This is a genomic window from Caballeronia glebae, assembly GCF_001545035.1.
Classification (GTDB): Bacteria; Pseudomonadota; Gammaproteobacteria; order Burkholderiales; family Burkholderiaceae; genus Caballeronia; species Caballeronia glebae.
The window spans coordinates 73,667-89,421 of sequence record NZ_FCOJ02000008.1 but is presented as its reverse complement, the minus strand read 5'-3'; the positions used below and the strand labels follow the sequence as shown (position 1 = coordinate 89,421).

General features: G+C 63.7%; 12 protein-coding genes. 6 read left to right on the top strand and 6 right to left on the bottom strand.

All coding sequences use genetic code 11. From position 1 onward, the window contains the following. Nucleotides 1-501: 501 nt before the first annotated feature. The 4 genes from AWB82_RS07775 to AWB82_RS07755 form a co-directional block, all read right to left on the bottom strand. Entirely contained in the window at nt 502-1,614 is a 1,113-nt protein-coding gene (locus AWB82_RS07775; protein ID WP_086966572.1) for a YbdK family carboxylate-amine ligase, read from the bottom strand. A gap of 42 nt (nt 1,615-1,656) precedes the next feature. Beyond that, a complete protein-coding gene (locus AWB82_RS07770) occupies nt 1,657-2,859 on the bottom strand; it encodes a cation:proton antiporter (protein ID WP_086966571.1) in 1,203 nt (400 codons plus the stop codon). Between the two features lie 796 nt (nt 2,860-3,655). Next, nucleotides 3,656-5,458: a bifunctional tRNA (5-methylaminomethyl-2-thiouridine)(34)-methyltransferase MnmD/FAD-dependent 5-carboxymethylaminomethyl-2-thiouridine(34) oxidoreductase MnmC gene (gene mnmC / locus AWB82_RS07760; protein WP_086966645.1), complete on the bottom strand. Its 1,803-nt coding sequence runs from the start codon at nt 5,456-5,458 to the stop codon at nt 3,656-3,658. 19 nt (nt 5,459-5,477) lie between these two features. After that, nucleotides 5,478-6,503 (bottom strand): VTT domain-containing protein, encoded by a 1,026-nt coding sequence (locus tag AWB82_RS07755; RefSeq protein ID WP_086966569.1) that lies wholly within the window; start codon nt 6,501-6,503, stop codon nt 5,478-5,480. 298 nt (nt 6,504-6,801) lie between these two features. Here AWB82_RS07755 and AWB82_RS07750 point away from each other — a divergent pair, with 298 nt between their 5' ends. After that, complete coding sequence (locus AWB82_RS07750; protein WP_008352404.1) at nt 6,802-7,080, top strand: HU family DNA-binding protein; 279 nt, start codon at nt 6,802-6,804, stop codon at nt 7,078-7,080. Nucleotides 7,081-7,172: 92 nt separating this feature from the next. On the opposite strand, the gene AWB82_RS07745 is transcribed toward AWB82_RS07750, so the two are convergent. Beyond that, complete coding sequence (locus tag AWB82_RS07745) at nt 7,173-8,429, bottom strand: GTP-binding protein (RefSeq protein ID WP_086966568.1); 1,257 nt, start codon at nt 8,427-8,429, stop codon at nt 7,173-7,175. Between the two features lie 140 nt (nt 8,430-8,569). After that, nucleotides 8,570-9,013 (bottom strand): lytic transglycosylase domain-containing protein, encoded by a 444-nt coding sequence (locus tag AWB82_RS07740; RefSeq protein WP_086966567.1) that lies wholly within the window; start codon nt 9,011-9,013, stop codon nt 8,570-8,572. 607 nt (nt 9,014-9,620) lie between these two features. On the opposite strand from AWB82_RS07740, the gene gspD reads away from it, so the two are divergent. From gspD to gspG, 5 genes are all read left to right on the top strand, one after another. After that, nucleotides 9,621-12,011, top strand: coding sequence for a type II secretion system secretin GspD (gene gspD, locus AWB82_RS07735; protein ID WP_086966566.1), 2,391 nt, complete (start codon nt 9,621-9,623; stop codon nt 12,009-12,011). A gap of 2 nt (nt 12,012-12,013) precedes the next feature. Continuing rightward, a complete protein-coding gene (gene gspE / locus AWB82_RS07730) occupies nt 12,014-13,495 on the top strand; it encodes a type II secretion system ATPase GspE (RefSeq protein ID WP_086966565.1) in 1,482 nt (493 codons plus the stop codon). 4 nt (nt 13,496-13,499) lie between these two features. Next, the gene (gspF, locus tag AWB82_RS07725; RefSeq protein WP_086966564.1) at nt 13,500-14,717 is read left to right on the top strand and encodes a type II secretion system inner membrane protein GspF; all 1,218 of its coding nucleotides are present in this window, start codon (nt 13,500-13,502) and stop codon (nt 14,715-14,717) included. Continuing rightward, nucleotides 14,717-15,130 carry a general secretion pathway protein GspC gene (locus AWB82_RS07720; protein ID WP_086966563.1) on the top strand — a complete coding sequence of 138 codons (414 nt, stop codon included), beginning with the start codon at nt 14,717-14,719 and terminating at the stop codon, nt 15,128-15,130. Before gspF ends, AWB82_RS07720 begins: the two co-directional genes overlap by 1 nt. Before the next feature lie 153 nt (nt 15,131-15,283). Then, nucleotides 15,284-15,754 carry a type II secretion system major pseudopilin GspG gene (gene gspG / locus AWB82_RS07715; protein ID WP_086966644.1) on the top strand — a complete coding sequence of 157 codons (471 nt, stop codon included), beginning with the start codon at nt 15,284-15,286 and terminating at the stop codon, nt 15,752-15,754. Nucleotide 15,755: the final 1 nt, after the last annotated feature.

Sequence of the window (15,755 nt, the reverse complement as noted above, 5' to 3'; positions counted from 1 at the left end):
ATGGTCCTGCTCGTGGCGCTGTTTTCCTGCCGACTATAACGCTACGCCAGCAAAGTCGCCATTCTAAGCGACATAGAACAAACGTACACCTTAATTATCCACGCAGAACTGTGGATAACCCGTGGAAAAACGTCTTCTTTGTTTGTGGACGTATTCTTGATAACACCACCGCCGCGTCGAACGCCCTTCCGTTGTACATAACTTCAGTCGCGACGGTCACGCGCTCCACATGGTTATCATCTCGCTAGCGCGTTGACTCTGCACCTCTTTTTGACGTTTTCCACATCAATGCCCGAGGCGTGCTAACTACTATTACGGATGTTTACGGATTCTTCGCCGTAAACCTTAGTAACATCGAAGCGGTTCTTCTTCAAACGTTGTGGCGAGCGCGTTATTCGCGTTGCTCGTCATGCACATGTTTCATACGGACCAAAGAGGAAAGGCCGCTTCGAAGCGGCCTTTCTTCACGATCCGCTGATTGGCGTCAGCGCAAGCGTCGCGTTATTTGCGCCATTGCAGACATTGCTGCCTGGCCGCCTCGTGCAGCGATTTTTCCTTTTCCACCACGCCGCGCAGCCACGTCGCGTCATTCACGCCGCGCGCGATGGCGGCTACCTCAGCGAGCGCGGCTTGCGAGCCGAGCGCTTCGGCATGCGGCGCGAGCACGTCGAGCGTCGCGAGAATGTCCTCGCCGATGGTCCGCCGCTCGCCCGTCTGCGGATGGATGCACGTGCCTTCCAGCCCGAAGCGGCACGCCTCGAAACGGTTGAACGTGTAGACGAGGTAATCGTCCTCGCGCGGCGTCAGCGGCTTGTCCAGCAGCAGGTAGCGCGACAGCGTCTGAATGTAGCAGGCGATCGCCGCGGCCTTGTCGACGGACAGCGGCGTGTCCATCACGCGCACTTCGATCGTTCCGAAGCCGGGCTTCGGCCGGATATCCCAGTAGAAGTCCTTCATGCTGTTGACGACGCCCGTGTTCACCATCTTCGAGAAATATTCCTCGAAACCATCCCAGGTCAGCACGAAGGGCGCGCGCCCCGACAGCGGAAAAGCGAATACCGAATTCAGACGCGCGGAGTGAAACCCGGTATCGACGCCCTGGATGTAGGGCGACGACGCCGAAAGCGCAATGAAATGCGGGATGTAGCGCGACATCGAATGCAGCAGGAAGAGCGCGCTGTTCGGATCGGGACAGCCGATGTGAACGTGCTGGCCGAAAACCGTGAACTGTTTAGCAAGGTATCCGTACAGCTCGGAGATGTACTGAAAGCGCGGCGCGTCGTAGATCTGGCGATCGCTCCATTGCTGGAACGCATGCGTGCCGCCGCCGGCAAGCCCGACGTTGAGCTGGTCCGCCGCCGCGACGAGCACGTCGCGGATCTTGCGAAGATCGGTGACGGCCTGCTCATGCGTCGTGCAGATGCCGGTCGACAGCTCGATCATGCTTTCGGTGATCTCGGGCGTGATGTTGCCCGGAATCTTTTCGTCCTTGATGAGACGCATGAGGTCCGACGCGGCGCGGGTCAGATCGTAGTCGTGCGTATTGACGACCTGGATCTCCAGCTCGACGCCGAACGTGAACGGTTCGGAGTTGATGAAAGGTTCGAGTGCCATGGCGCCTCTTGAAAGATCAATGCTTGAGCAGGACGGGCGCGCTCATTCGCGCCGCTCGCCCACCGCCGACAGGCTACGGTACACCACGAAAGGCGAGACGATCTGCAACACGACGATCGAGCACATGACGATCGCGCGCAGCGTCGGATCGTAGTCCGGATAGAGCACGTACATGTCGTCGACGAGCACGTAGGCGAGCGCGGACATCGGCGTGAGCGCGAGGCCGAGCGCCGCGCCCTGCTTCCAGTCGAGCCCGCTCGGTTTCGCGAAAATCAGCACGCCGACCAGTTTGCCGACGAAACGCGCAACGATCAGCCCGACTGCCGCAACGCCGCCGAGCGCGATGTCGCGCCAGTGAAACGACGTCATCGTCAACGCAAACAAAATGACGGTGAGCAGCCAACCGGCGGAGCCGAAGTGCGACGGCCACAGTTGGGGCCGTTCATCGGCGTTCTTCACGATGATGCCGGCGGCGAGCAGCGCGAGAATCGTCGACAGCTTGAAGATGTGCGCGACCGCGATCGCCAGCAGCACGAGTCCGAAAAGCGCGACGAACGAATGCTCGTCGTTCGGGGGCAAGCGCCGCGCCAGCAGGTTGCACGCCCGCGCGAGCAGGAACGCGAGCACGAGCGAGCCAATCAGCAGATAAAGCGGCTGCACGATCGTGGCGAACGCGTTGCCGTAGATTTCCTGATGCAGCACGCCGGCCGCGAGCTTCTCGACGACCACCGCGTACATGCTGTTGAGCGCCGTCAGCGTCATGAGGCGCTGCGTGACCTGGCCTTCCGCGCGCAGTTCGGTCTTCAGCTGGATGACCATCGCGGGCGACGTGGCCATCGCGATGGCCGCGATAACGATCGAGGGCATCAACGGCACGTTGACGAGCGTCAGCGCGATCAGCACGAGGCCGAACGTGAGCGTCGATTCGGCGATGCTCGACAAAATCAGATACGGATTGCGGCGGATCCAGCGCAAATCGAGCCGCCCGCCCAGTTCGAAGAGCAAGAGCCCGAGCGCGACATCGAGCAGCGGGCGCGACAGGCCGGCCGCGCTCGCGTCGATCACGCCGAGACCCGCGTTGCCGGCGATCAGCCCGATCACCGCGAAACCGGTAATGCGCGGCAAGCGCCACGCGCGCCACAGCAGCTCACCAGCGAGTCCCGCCGTGACGAGCGCGAGACCGGCCCAGAAAATGGCATCGGGTTCGAGCGGCCAGGCGGGCAGAAATGAAAATGCCGAATTCATCGTATGGGCTTCTCCTTCGTTGCGTGACTCGCATCGACAGCGCGCGCTCGCGGGCGAGGCGCGTCCGCCCGGTTATGCGAGCGTTGGTTCATTCAGGCGAATCGAAATGCGAACGAACACGGCGTCACGGTCGAACCGTGCACGAATTAGACGACGCGTTCGGCTGGCTGCGAGACGCCGCGCAGGCCCTCGACGTCGCACCGGGGATCTCCGGTCGGTGTGACGTGGGGGACGCATGCGGCGCCCGCTCGGATGCCGGCCCGAACGCAGCAAACGACGGCGCGGCTTCGTTGATCAGATTCTTGGCGCGCAACCATCGTTCCATTGAAGCGGACGCCATCTTGAAAATGGCGCGACGCAGGAAGAAGCGCGATTGTGCCATACCTCGGGTTCCCTGACAGAAAGACCAAACTCATGATTCTTATGAAGTAAAAGCGACTGCCCAGCGTGAACCTCGATGGAAAGCTGACCGGTCGCTTGACTCACGGCGCTCGGAGATTTGGGTGTGCGGCTGCCCGATGACCCCGCCTTCAGGTGTTTACAGGTTTACTGTATATAAACGTAGTAGTAGTTAACAAAGCAACATCTTTTCTGTGGATAACACCGCTTTTGTCTTTCAATTCAATCATTTGGAGAAAGCAGAAGCCAGCCGTAAACATGTTGGAGCCGTGCGGCCAACTTGGAACAACTTTGGCCGCGTAAACCGAAAGCCCAAGTTGTCCCGTTTACGTGCACAACGCGTACACACGACTTTCACATGCAATTCGACGGCTTATCCACAGCGTGCCGGGGACAACTATGCCGACTCGATTTCTCCATGCCGCAGCGCCCGCAGCAAAAAGCGCGCTGGATCGATGGCTTCGGCCAGCTCGCGCTCGATGGGCCACGGTTCGCCTTCGATTTGCGAGGCGATCAACTCCGCCGCGAGCGTCGCCCAGACGAGTCCGCGCGAGCCGAACGCGAACGCGCCGTAAAGCCCCGGCTTGCGCGGCAAGTCGAGCGGCCACGCGCCCGATAGCTCACGCGCGGCGCGGCGTGCGGCGCTTTCGTCAGCGAGCTGGCCGATCATCGGCATGCGATCGCTCGTCACGCAGCGGAACGCGACCCGGCCCGCGCGCACGTGCGTCGGCGCGAGCGCGAGATCCGGCAGCATGCCCGCGACGCGTCCAATGTTCTCCCGATGTCCGGCTTTGCGGATGTCGCGATCGGGATCGTCGATGTCGTAAGTCGCGCCGATGAGCGTGCCGTTCGCGCCGAGCGGCACCGCGTAGCCTTCGCCGATCACCGGCACGCGCAAAGCATCGAGCGCGCCTCGGTCGAGCACGGTGAGCTGGCCGCGCACGCTGCGCGTCGGTTCGCCGTGGAGGTGGGCGAGCCGCATCGCATCGTGCGCATTCGCGAGCACGATGACGGGCGCGCTCGCGATCTCGCCGCCGCCCGCGTCGAACGTCCGCCAGATGCGGCCATCGTGTTCGATGCGCGCCACGTCTGTATTCATGCGCGGCACGATCCGGGCCGAAGCATCGGCGAGCTGCGCCGCGCACACGGACGCGGGCGAGATCGCTCCGCCGCGCGGAAAGAACCAGCCGCCGCGCGCGACATCGACGCCCGCGATGCGCGCTGCATCGTCGCGTGTCATCGGCTGCACGTAGTCCGATGGATACGCGAAACGCGCGATGGCGGCGGCGAGCGCATCGGCGTCTTCGGGCGTATCGGCGATCTGAAGCAGGCCCGCGCCGCTCCGATACAGGTCGTGGCTCGCATCTTCGAGCGCGCGCCATCGGCGTAACGCGTACAAAAATGCCGCGCGCGTGAGGCGTGCGGCCACGCTGTCATCGCGCCAGACGATCGGATGAAACACGCCCGCCGGATTGCCCGATGCATCGCGCGCGGACACCGCGTGACGATCGATCAGCGTGACGCGCCAGCCGCGCCCGGCGAGCCGCGAACTCACCGCGCAGCCCGCGAGCCCCGCGCCGATGACGATCGCTTCGCGCGCGCTCGCGTCGCAAGGCAGCGGCGGTTCGTGGCGACGCACACGCCAGCGCGGTGCGAAACGTGCGACGAGCGGCGCGTCCGCCAAGTCGGGCGAGCATTCGAAACCCGACGATTCCAGCGCGCGCCGCAAGACCGGACGAAGCGCCGTGGATGCATTCGCGCAAACCGTCGCGGCGTCGCCGGCGAAACGCGCGAGCGTCTTGCACAGCTTGCGCGGATCGTCGGACGCTTCGAGATGAAACGCGTCGGCGCGCAACCAGAGCTTCGAAAGCATCGTTTGCGCGTCATCGCCGATGGCGAGCGTCAGCACGACGCGCCCTTCGTCGAACTCCAGCCGATGCACGCCCGGCACGCGCATCGGCCACGCGCGCGCGAGTTCGGCGGCAAGTGGCGATGGATCGTCGGTCGAAGGCGGATCGTTCAGCGCATTTAGCTGCGCAATAGCAACGACATGCAGACGCTCGCAACGTGCTTCGTCGTCGCGCCAGCGTCGCCAGAGCGGAAGAAAGGCGCTGAACGTCGTATCGACAAAAGTGAAAACGTGTCTATGCCGCCAGCGCGAGGGAAGATCGTGCGGCGCGAAAAGCAGGGATTCGGTCATGCGAAAGATCAGAAAAACATCAAGCGGAAGACGACTTGGCGATGGCCGGCGCCGCGCCATTGGCGGCGTCTTCGATCATCAGCGGATCGAGCGCGTAGCCCGCCGCGCGCCATGCCGCGAGGCCGCCGAGCAGCGGCGCGACGTCGGTGAAGCCGTGCGCGATCAGTTCCTTGGCGGCGAGCGCCGCGGACACTTCGCTCGGGCAATCGCAGTAGGTCACGAGCTTGCGATCGCGCGCGATGCCGGCGAGTTGCGATGCGGCGTCGTCGTGCAGCAGCAGCGCGCCGGGAATGGCAAACGGGTCCATCGCGCGACGTTCGCGGCGGCGCACGTCGATGACGAGCGGTGGCGGCTCGCCTTCGAGCAGCGCGCGCAGCATCGCGATATCGATGCGCGCCATGCGTAGCCTGCGCAGCAGCGACACGCGCTGCCACCAGCGCACGGCGAGATAGAGCGCGAGCGCGACGACCGCGATCGCGACTACGCCGCGCCCGAACAGGTCGAGCCAGGCGAGCGCGCGATCGACGAGATCCGCGAATATCGCGCCGAACGCGACGCCTATGCCGGACCACAGCAACGCGCCGAGCGCGTCATACAGAAGGAAGCTGCCGAAGCCGATACCGGTCGCACCCGCGACGGGAATCGCGAGCGTCGACAAGCCGGGGATGAACTTCGAGACCGCGAGAATGCGCACGCCGAAGCGTCCGAAGAAGTCGAGGCTGCGGTTCACGCAGGTATCGCGCGAGATCGAGAGCTTGCACATGAAGCCGAGCACGCGGCTGCCGTAGCGGCGTCCGAGCCAGAACCAGAGCGTGTCGCCGATGAGCGCGGCGACGCTGGCCGTGACGACGATAGCAACGAGCGGTCCCCACGCGAAGCCGGAGGCAAGTCCCGCAACCGACGCCGATGCGAAGCTCGCCGAGACCGTGATCGCGCCCGTCAAAGCCAATGTGGGCAAGGCTGGGAGCGGCAAGCCGAGGCACTCCAGCAGAACGTTGGCAAAAACCAACGGCAGGCCGTATTCGATAATCAGCTCGCGTAGCATGGATCGCACCCAGTTGTTCTACGCCAAAAAAAACGGCCGGGAGCCTCGAAAATATAAGGGTAAATCTTTGAAACCCTTATGCTGATTGGGTTTGCGCTGCGCTATCATACCAAGCGCCGCGTATAGAGGCGGCGCGAAGGCGACGAAGCGAAGCAATGCCGGTGAGATGGCGCGCAACAACGCCGATTCGTCGGGGAGGCGCGCCAGAAGGCCGTCCCTACTCGACTGCACGGCTTGCGCACGTATAATCGGCGCGTTCGCGCTGTTCGTGTCAACCTAAACTGATAAAGGAACCTTAATGAACAAACAGGAACTGATCGACGCCGTAGCCGCGCAGACCGGCGCCAGCAAGGCTCAAACCGGCGAAACGCTGGACACGTTGCTCGAAGTGATCAAGAAGGCTGTCTCGAAAGGTGACGCAGTGCAGTTGATCGGCTTCGGCAGCTTCGGCTCGGGAAAGCGCGCAGCGCGCACCGGCCGCAATCCGAAGACCGGCGAGTCCATCAAGATTCCGGCCGCGAAGACGGTCAAGTTTACGGCTGGCAAGGCATTCAAGGATGCAGTGAACAAGCGGTAAGCATGTTGCCGATTGTGCGGCTACTCAAGGTAGCCAGTTGTACATGACCCGCCTTTGGCGGGTTTTTTTTCGGCTGCTCATTCGTTGGCGCATCAATGCCGATGATCGTCGCAATCGCAATCGGAGCCGTGATCGTGATCGTGATCGTGGTCTTCCACGTCCCACGCGGGGAACGGATCGGCGAGGCGTTGCAATGCGTCGGGGCCGAGCGCCCATTCATCGTCGGTAAGCAGACAAGCGTCGAACCTGTCCTGCCATGCGGCGGGATCGAGGTCCAGGCCGATCAGCACCAGCTCCTGCCGGCGATCGCCGATGCTGTTGTCATCCGGATCGCCATACCATTCCGCGACGATTTCTGCTTCGAGCTCGGGGTCGTCCGTCGGCCATTCGCTGCGATCCTGCGCAGCCCACCACATCCCCGCCGGACCATGACGAACCGTGCCCCCCGCTTGCGACAGCGAGCCGCCCACATCGCTGCGTGTCGCCAGCCAGAAGAAGCCCTTCGCGCGCAGGACGCCGGGCCATTCCTGATGCAGCAGGTTCCACAGGCGCTCGGGATGAAACGGCCGGCGCGCGCGATACACGAAATGGCCCACGCCGAATGCATCGGGTTCATCGCTCGTCGCATGCTCGCCGTTCAGAATCGCGAGCCAGCCGGGCGCGCTCGCGGTTGCATCGAAATCGAAACGGCCGGTGTTCAGCACATCGCCGCAGGGCACGTTGCCCGATTGCGCCTGAATCTGATGCGCTCGCGGATTGAGACCGTGCAGCATGCGCGCGATCTTCTCGATTTCATCCGCACTGGCGAGATCGATCTTGTTGATGACGATGACATCGCAAAACTCGATCTGTTCGATGAGCGTCTCGGCGACCGTCGGGTCTTCTTCGTCGGCGTGGCCTTCCTGCGAAAGACCGCGCTCGGCGAGCGAATCCGAAGAAGCGTAATCGCGCGGGAAGCTCGCGGCATCGATGACGGTGACGAAGGTGTCGAGATGCGCGTGGCCCGCGAGCGTCGCGTCGTCGTCGTCGCCGAACGCGAGATGCTCGGCGATGGTCATCGGTTCGGCGATGCCCGACGCTTCGACGACGATCGCATCGAAGCGCTGCTGTTCCGCAATCCAGTTGATCGCGCTTTCGAGCGCGTCCATCGAGCGGTCGCCGAGCGTCAAAAGCAGGCAGCCGTTGGGCAGTTCGGTGGTTTCGCGAACCGCGCCGGATGCGGCCTTGCCGAACGTGACGGCGCCGAGCTTCAGACCTTCGGCGTTGGCGAGCAAGGTATCGACGAGCGTGGTTTTACCCGCGCCGGTGAATCCCGATAGCACGGTAATGGGCAAGGGCATTTGGTTCATCGCAATGGAGCGTGACAGGGAACGGGGCGCGCGAGCGCGAGCCCGCGCTGCCGTTCGGGCGACGCGGGCGATCGAATAGGGGATTTTGCATCAAATGCGCGCCGGGCGCGGCGCGCTTGCGGAATGCGTACGGCGGAAGATCAGCGCGTGGCCTGGAGCAGTTTCCAGCGACGCAGGATTTCAATGATCTGCGCCGAGTACTTGTCGCGCAGCGCAGGTGTTTCGGAATGGTAAGCACCGACCGCCTGCCACGAGTTGCCATACTTGTTCATCTTCTGGCGCAGATGCCACGCGGCCACATATACGCTCTTGCACGGTTCCATTAGCGTGCCGCTCGAAATGCCGTACTGAGCCAGTGTATTGAGATGAATTGAGTTGATCTGCATCAGCCCGTAGTCGGTCGAGCCGTTGGCGTTCTTGTTGATGGCGTCGGGCTTGTTGTGCGATTCCTGCCACGCGATCGCGCGCAAGATAAGCGGATTGACCTTCTGATACTTCGCGGCTTCGTCGAAGCAGTCTGCGCGTGCGGAGGCGGCCGCCAAGAGCGGCCCGCATATCGCCAGCAGTCGCAATGTTCTCTTCATCTTCTTTCTGCTCCATCCGCACACACGCGGAACGTCATGCCGCCGTTGCGGCGCCTTGGCGCCAACGTCAACAAATCAACGCCCGCGGCCGGGGTGGCATGGGGAAAACCCACCCTTTTTGTAACCGCCCGGAATGCGGAACCGACCGTATCATACCGGCTGACGATTCCGGCCATAAGTTGGCTATCAGACATACGCTCCTTCGATGTCCAGAAGAAAGCGTGCGCACGAGGGCCTCGTCCCCGTCAGTCAGATATGTCCTAAATGTATGAATAATAAGACTTCAGGACGGGGTACAATTCGGCTCCCGCGCGCATCGGCCGACTCTCGGAACCGCCCAGATACGGTCTATCGGCAAGTTATTCGAAAGCTTGAGAGCGCTGGATTTTGTGTCGCACATGGCAGCCAAAGGGCAACCTTTCTGGAACGGATTGGGAACAATTTCGTTACATAAAGCTGTTATCGTCATATTTTTTAAAATGATCGCGAGGGGCCGGGTTCGCCCGTCCCACACCGCGGTTGGCAGCGCTCTCGGCTGACGAGCGGCGCTGCCTCAGCCGGGCTCAGAAGACCCGGCGCTGACATCACATCCATGAGAAGACAACCTATGGCCCTGCGTCGTCTGGCGACGGCAATGCTGGCGGCGGGACTTATCGTCGCGCAAGCCGCGCACGCGCAAGTGACGTTGAATTTCGTCAATGCGGATATCGACCAGGTCGCGAAAGCGATCGGCGCCGCTACCGGCAAAACGATCATCGTCGATCCCCGCGTCAAGGGGCAACTCAATCTGGTTTCGGAGAATTCGGTTCCGGAGGAACAGGCGCTGAAGACGCTTCAGTCGTCGCTGCGCATGCAGGGCTTCGCGCTCGTGCAGGATCACGGCGTCCTGAAGGTCGTGCCCGAAGCCGACGCCAAGTTGCAGGGCGTGCCCACGTATGTCGGCAATGCGCCGGCCGCGCGCGGCGATCAGGTGATCACGCAGGTCTTTCAGTTGCATAACGAATCGGCGAACAATCTTCTGCCGGTGCTGCGCCCGCTGATCTCGCCGAACAACACGATCGCGGCGTATCCGGCGAACAACACGCTCGTTATCACCGACTACGCCGATAACGTGCGCCGCATCGCGGGCATCATCGCGGGCGTCGATACGGCGGCGGGCCGCTCCGTCGACATCGTCACGCTGAAGAACGCCAACGCGCTCGACGTCGCGGAACAGATGAACAAGCTGCTCGATCCCGGCGCGGTCGGCAGCACGGACGCGACGCTGAAAGTCACCGTCACGCCCGACGCCCGCACCAATTCGCTGATGTTCCGCGCATCGAGCAGCGCGCGCCTCGCCGCGGCGAAGCAACTGGCGCTGAAGCTCGACGCTCCCACCTCGCAGCCGGGCAACATGCACGTCGTGGCGCTGCGCAACGCCGACGCGACGCGCCTCGCCAAGACGCTGCGCGGCATGCTCGGCAAGGGCAGCGGAAGTTCGGACAACACCTCGGGCTCCACTTCGAATGCCTTCGGTCAGAGCGGCAACGGGCTCGGCAGTTCGTCGATGTCCACCGGAACGTCCGGCACGCCGCCTCTGCCGAGCGGCCTCGGCGGCAGCAGTTCGGGCAGCGGCAACAACCCGATGTCGGGCGGCACCGGCAACAAGGATTCGAGCTTCTCGTCGAACAAGGACAATGAGTCCGGCAACGAGCAGGGCGGCGGCATGATCCAGGCCGACGCGGCGACGAACTCGCTGATCATCACCGCGCCCGATCCGGTCTATCGCAATCTGCGATCCGTGATCGATCAGCTCGACGCGCGCCGCGCGCAGGTGTACATCGAAGCGCTGATCGTGGAGCTTTCCGCGACGAGCGGCTCGAATCTCGGTATTCAGTGGCAGGGCGCGCTGCTTTCCAACAGCGGCAACAACGCGTTGTACGGCAGTTCGAGCTTCGGCGCCGGCAATACGAACATCGTCGACCTGACCTTGCAAGGCAACGTGATCGCGCAGAATCCTTCTGCGCTCACAGCGGCCAGCGGGCTGCTCGCGCAAGGCCTGAACATCGGCCTGTTGCACCGCTTCGGCAACCTGTTCGGTCTGGGCGGGCTCTTGCAGGCGCTCTCGACCTCGGCCGATGCGAACATCCTCTCGACGCCTAACCTGATCACGCTCGACAACGAGGAAGCGAAGATCGTCGTCGGCCAGAACGTGCCGGTCGTGACGGGTTCCTACGCGACGCCGACCGCCAACGCCGCGACTTCTGTCACGGCGTTCAATACGTTCGACCGTCGCGACGTCGGCGTAACCTTGCACGTGAAACCGCAGATCACGGACGGCGGCGTGCTCAAGATGCAGATCTATCAGGAAGATTCGAGCGTCGATGCAACTACGAAGAACGATCCGGGCGGCGTGACGATCAACACGCGCTCGGTGCAGTCGACCATCCTCGCGGACGACGGGGAAATCGTCGTGCTCGGCGGTTTGATGCAGGATCAGTACAACAACAACAACAGCAAGATTCCGCTGCTCGGCGACATTCCGTTCATCGGCAGCCTGTTCCGCAGCGAGGGCAAGTCGCGCACGAAGACCAACCTGATGGTGTTCCTGCGCCCGGTGATCGTGCGCGATCAGTCGACGGCCACGCAGATCGCGAACACGCGTTACGACTATCTGCGTCAGCAGCAATATGGTTCGACGACCGATAACCGCATCATCAAGGATCAGAACGTGCCGGTGATGCCGCCGAAGCCGCTCGGTCCGAGCGAAGGCGGTGGACCGCCGGCGCAAAATCTGCTGGACTGGAGCGACACCACGCGCGGTCCCGGCCCGAGCACGACGCTGCCGCAGAATCCGGACGCCGGCCCGGCGCCGCAACCCACGCAAACCGCGCCGCAATCGATGCTGCCGCCGCAGAGCACTTATCCGGCGGCCCCGAACGGCGCAACCAACGCGCTTCCGGCCAACGGCGCGACCAACGCCATGCCGGGCAACGCCGCGACGGGAGTACGTCCGTGAGCATGGTCAACGATGCAGTCGAGAGCGCGGGCACCGCGGCGTCGCCGCTGGCGGCCCGGCTCGTGCCCTACGGCTTCGCGCGCAGCGGGCAGATTCTGCTCGCGCATCAGCACGCGGACAGCATCGAAGTCTGGATCAGCGAACGCACGACCGACGCGGCGCTCGCCGAAGTCGCGCGCAATTTCGGCGCGCTGTCGATCCTGCGCAAGCCCGCCGACGAACTCGCCGCGGCAATCAACTCGGCCTACGCGCGCAACGACGGCAGCGCGGCGCAGGTGGTCGGCGAAGTGGAAGGCGAAGTCGATCTGTCGCGTCTGATGCAGGACATTCCGGAAGTCGAGGACCTGCTCGAATCCGAGGACGACGCGCCGATCATCCGCATGATCAACGCGCTTCTCACGCAGGCGGCGCGCGAACAGGCATCGGATATTCATATCGAGCCGTTCGAGAATGCGTCGGTGGTGCGCTTTCGCGTCGATGGCACGTTGCGCGATGTCGTGCGCCCGAAGAAGGCGCTGCACGGCGCGCTGATCTCGCGTATCAAGATCATGGCGCAGCTCGATATCGCCGAGAAACGTTTGCCGCAGGACGGGCGCATTACGCTGCGCGTCGGCGGCCGTCCGGTCGATGTGCGCGTTTCCACGCTGCCGACCGGTCACGGCGAGCGCGCGGTGCTGCGTCTGCTCGAAAAGGACGCGCAGCGCCTGAATCTCGAAACGCTCGGCATGGCGCGCGACACGCTCGTCGATTTCGACAAGCTGATCGGCCGCCCGCACGGCATCGTGCTCGTGACCGGGCCGACCGGCTCCGGCAAGACGACCACGCTGTACGCGTCGATGTCGCGTCTGGAGACGACGACCACCAACATCATGACGGTGGAAGATCCGATCGAATACGACTTGTCGGGCATCGGTCAGACGCAGGTGAACGAGCGCATCGGCATGACCTTCGCGCGCGCGTTGCGATCGATTCTGCGGCAGGACCCGGACATCATCATGATCGGCGAAATTCGCGATCTCGAAACCGCGCAGATCGCGGTGCAGGCTTCGCTCACCGGCCACCTCGTGCTCGCGACGCTGCACACGAACGACGCCGCCTCCGCCGTCACGCGTCTCACCGACATGGGCGTGGAGCCGTATCTGCTCGCGTCGTCGCTGCTCGGCGTGCTGGCGCAGCGGCTCGTGCGCCAGCTCTGCCCGGTGTGCAAGGAAGAGCGCGTCGAGGAAGACGGCACGAAGCGTTACCATCCGGTCGGCTGCGAGCGATGCGGCCAGTCGGGCTACCTCGGCCGTCGCGGGGTCTACGAGTTACTTCTGATCGAAGAGACGATCCGTCCGCTCATCCATCGCAATGCGGCGGATGCCGAGATTCTCGACGCGGGCCGCAAGCAAGGCATGCGCACGCTGCGCGAGGACGGCGACCGCTGGCTCGCGGCCGGCGTGACGTCGCTGGAAGAAGTGCTGCGCGTGACGGGCGGAGACTAAGCAGATGCCGGCATTCCGTTTCGAGGCGATCGATCACGCGGGCAAGACGCAAAAAGGCGTGCTCGATGCCGACAGCGCCCGCGCCGCGCGCAGCCAGTTGCGCACGCAAGGTCTGACGCCGCTCATCGTCGAGGCGGCGGGCACGCGCACGCGCGGCGAGCGTCAGCACCGCCTGTCGCTCGGGCGGCGTCTGTCGCAGCGCGAGCAGGCGATTCTCACGCGCCAGCTCGCGAGTCTGCTGATCGCCGGCTTGCCGCTCGGCGAGACGCTCGCGGTGCTGACCGAGCAGTCCGAGCGCGATTACATTCGCGAACTGATGGCCGCGATCCGCGCGGAAGTGCTCGGCGGCCATTCGTTCGCCAACGCGCTCGCGCAGCATCCGAAGGACTTTCCCGAGATTTACCGCGCGCTCGTCGCGGCGGGCGAGCATACCGGCAAGCTCGGCCTCGTGCTGTCGCGTCTCGCGGACTACATCGAACAGCGTAACGCGCTGAAGCAGAAAATCATTCTGGCGTTCACGTATCCCGGCATCGTCACGCTGATCGCGTTCGGCATCGTCGCGTTCCTGCTGAGTTATGTCGTGCCGCAAGTCGTGAACGTGTTCGCGAGCACGAAGCAGACGCTGCCGTTCCTCACGGTCATGATGATGGCGCTCTCGGCCTTCGTCCGAAGTTACTGGTGGGCGATGCTGATCGGCGTCGCGATCTTCGCGTGGCTGGTGAAAACCATCCTCGCGCGGCCCGGGCCGCGCATGTCGTTCGACCGTTGGCTGCTCGGCGCGCCGCTCGTCGGCAAGCTGGTGCGCGGCTACAACACGGTGCGCTTCGCCAGCACGCTCGCGATCCTGACCGCCGCCGGCGTGCCGATCCTGCGCGCGCTGCAGGCCGCGGGCGAGACGCTCAGCAATACGGCGATGCGCGAGAACGTCGACGACGCCATCGTGCGCGTGCGCGAAGGCTCGTCGCTGTCGCGCGCGCTCGGCAACACCAGGACGTTTCCGCCCGTGCTCGTCCACCTGATCCGCTCGGGCGAGGCCACCGGCGACGTCACCACGATGCTCGATCGCGCCTCCGAAGGCGAAGCGCGCGAGCTCGAACGGCGCACGATGTTCCTGACGAGCCTGCTCGAACCGCTGCTCATTCTGGCGATGGGCGGCATCGTGCTGGTGATCGTGCTCGCGGTGATGTTGCCGATCATCGAACTGAATAATCTGGTGCAGTGATGAACGTCCTTCAAACTCGCTTGCTGACGCTTGCCGCGCTCGCGCTCTTTTGCGTGACGGTGACGTACTGGGTCGTCGCGCTGACGTCGCGTCAAACCGCGCCGCTGCCCGGCGCGGCCGCGACGCGCGCGCCGTCGGTCGAGCAGGCCGCGACCATTTTCGGCGGACGGCTGGAACGTCAGGCCAATTCGGATGTGCATCTGTTCGGCATTCTCGCGTTGCAGGGCGGCGCGGCGGCCATCGTGAGCTACGGCGGCGAGGCGGCGAAAGCCGTGTCGCTGGGCGGTCCGCTCGCACAAGGCGTGAAGCTCTCGGAAGTGCGCGCGCGCTCGATCATCATCGAGCGCAACGGCGTGAAATCGGAGATCTTCCTGCCGCAGAATCCGCCCGGGCCGACGATCTGGGTACGCTGAGGCGCGACGCGATGTCTCGCTTGCAGCCGAATCACGCGACGAAAGCAGATCGATAGAATGACCGGCGGCTTCGGAAAGACACGAAGCCGCGCGATTTTTTCAATCACCGGGCAAGGTCCCGGAAACGATATTTCAATTCAAGAGGTAGCAGTCATGCAATTGTGGACCCAACGCCGCGTGCGAATTCAACAAGCTCAGGCGCAAGGACGCCGTCAGCGCGGCTTCACGCTGATAGAAATCATGGTCGTGATCGCGATTCTCGGCATTCTCGCCGCGCTGATCGTGCCGAAAATCATGAGCCGCCCGGACGAGGCGCGCCGCGTCGCCGCGAAGCAGGACATCGGCACGATCATGCAGGCGATGAAGCTGTATCGCCTGGATAACGGCCGTTATCCGACGCAGGAGCAAGGCCTGCGCGCGCTGACCGAAAAGCCGACGACCGAGCCGGTGCCGAACAACTGGAAGGACGGCGGCTATCTCGAACGCCTGCCCGCCGATCCGTGGGGCGGCCAGTATCAATATCTGAATCCGGGCGTGCACGGCGAAGTCGACGTGTTCAGCTACGGCGCGGACAACAAGGCCGGCGGCGAAGGCAACGATGCCGACGTCGGCTCGTGGCAGTAAG

Bases quoted from the DNA above. Each gene is read 5' to 3' on its own strand.
- AWB82_RS07775 (WP_086966572.1), bottom strand. From the start codon at position 1,614: ATGGCACTCGAACCTTTCATCAACTCCGAACCGTTCACGTTCGGCGTC.
- AWB82_RS07770 (WP_086966571.1), bottom strand. From the start codon at position 2,859: ATGAATTCGGCATTTTCATTTCTGCCCGCCTGGCCGCTCGAACCCGAT.
- mnmC (WP_086966645.1), bottom strand. From the start codon at position 5,458: ATGACCGAATCCCTGCTTTTCGCGCCGCACGATCTTCCCTCGCGCTGG.
- AWB82_RS07755 (WP_086966569.1), bottom strand. From the start codon at position 6,503: ATGCTACGCGAGCTGATTATCGAATACGGCCTGCCGTTGGTTTTTGCC.
- AWB82_RS07750 (WP_008352404.1), top strand. From the start codon at position 6,802: ATGAACAAACAGGAACTGATCGACGCCGTAGCCGCGCAGACCGGCGCC.
- AWB82_RS07745 (WP_086966568.1), bottom strand. From the start codon at position 8,429: ATGAACCAAATGCCCTTGCCCATTACCGTGCTATCGGGATTCACCGGC.
- AWB82_RS07740 (WP_086966567.1), bottom strand. From the start codon at position 9,013: ATGAAGAGAACATTGCGACTGCTGGCGATATGCGGGCCGCTCTTGGCG.
- gspD (WP_086966566.1), top strand. From the start codon at position 9,621: ATGGCCCTGCGTCGTCTGGCGACGGCAATGCTGGCGGCGGGACTTATC.
- gspE (WP_086966565.1), top strand. From the start codon at position 12,014: ATGGTCAACGATGCAGTCGAGAGCGCGGGCACCGCGGCGTCGCCGCTG.
- gspF (WP_086966564.1), top strand. From the start codon at position 13,500: ATGCCGGCATTCCGTTTCGAGGCGATCGATCACGCGGGCAAGACGCAA.
- AWB82_RS07720 (WP_086966563.1), top strand. From the start codon at position 14,717: ATGAACGTCCTTCAAACTCGCTTGCTGACGCTTGCCGCGCTCGCGCTC.
- gspG (WP_086966644.1), top strand. From the start codon at position 15,284: ATGCAATTGTGGACCCAACGCCGCGTGCGAATTCAACAAGCTCAGGCG.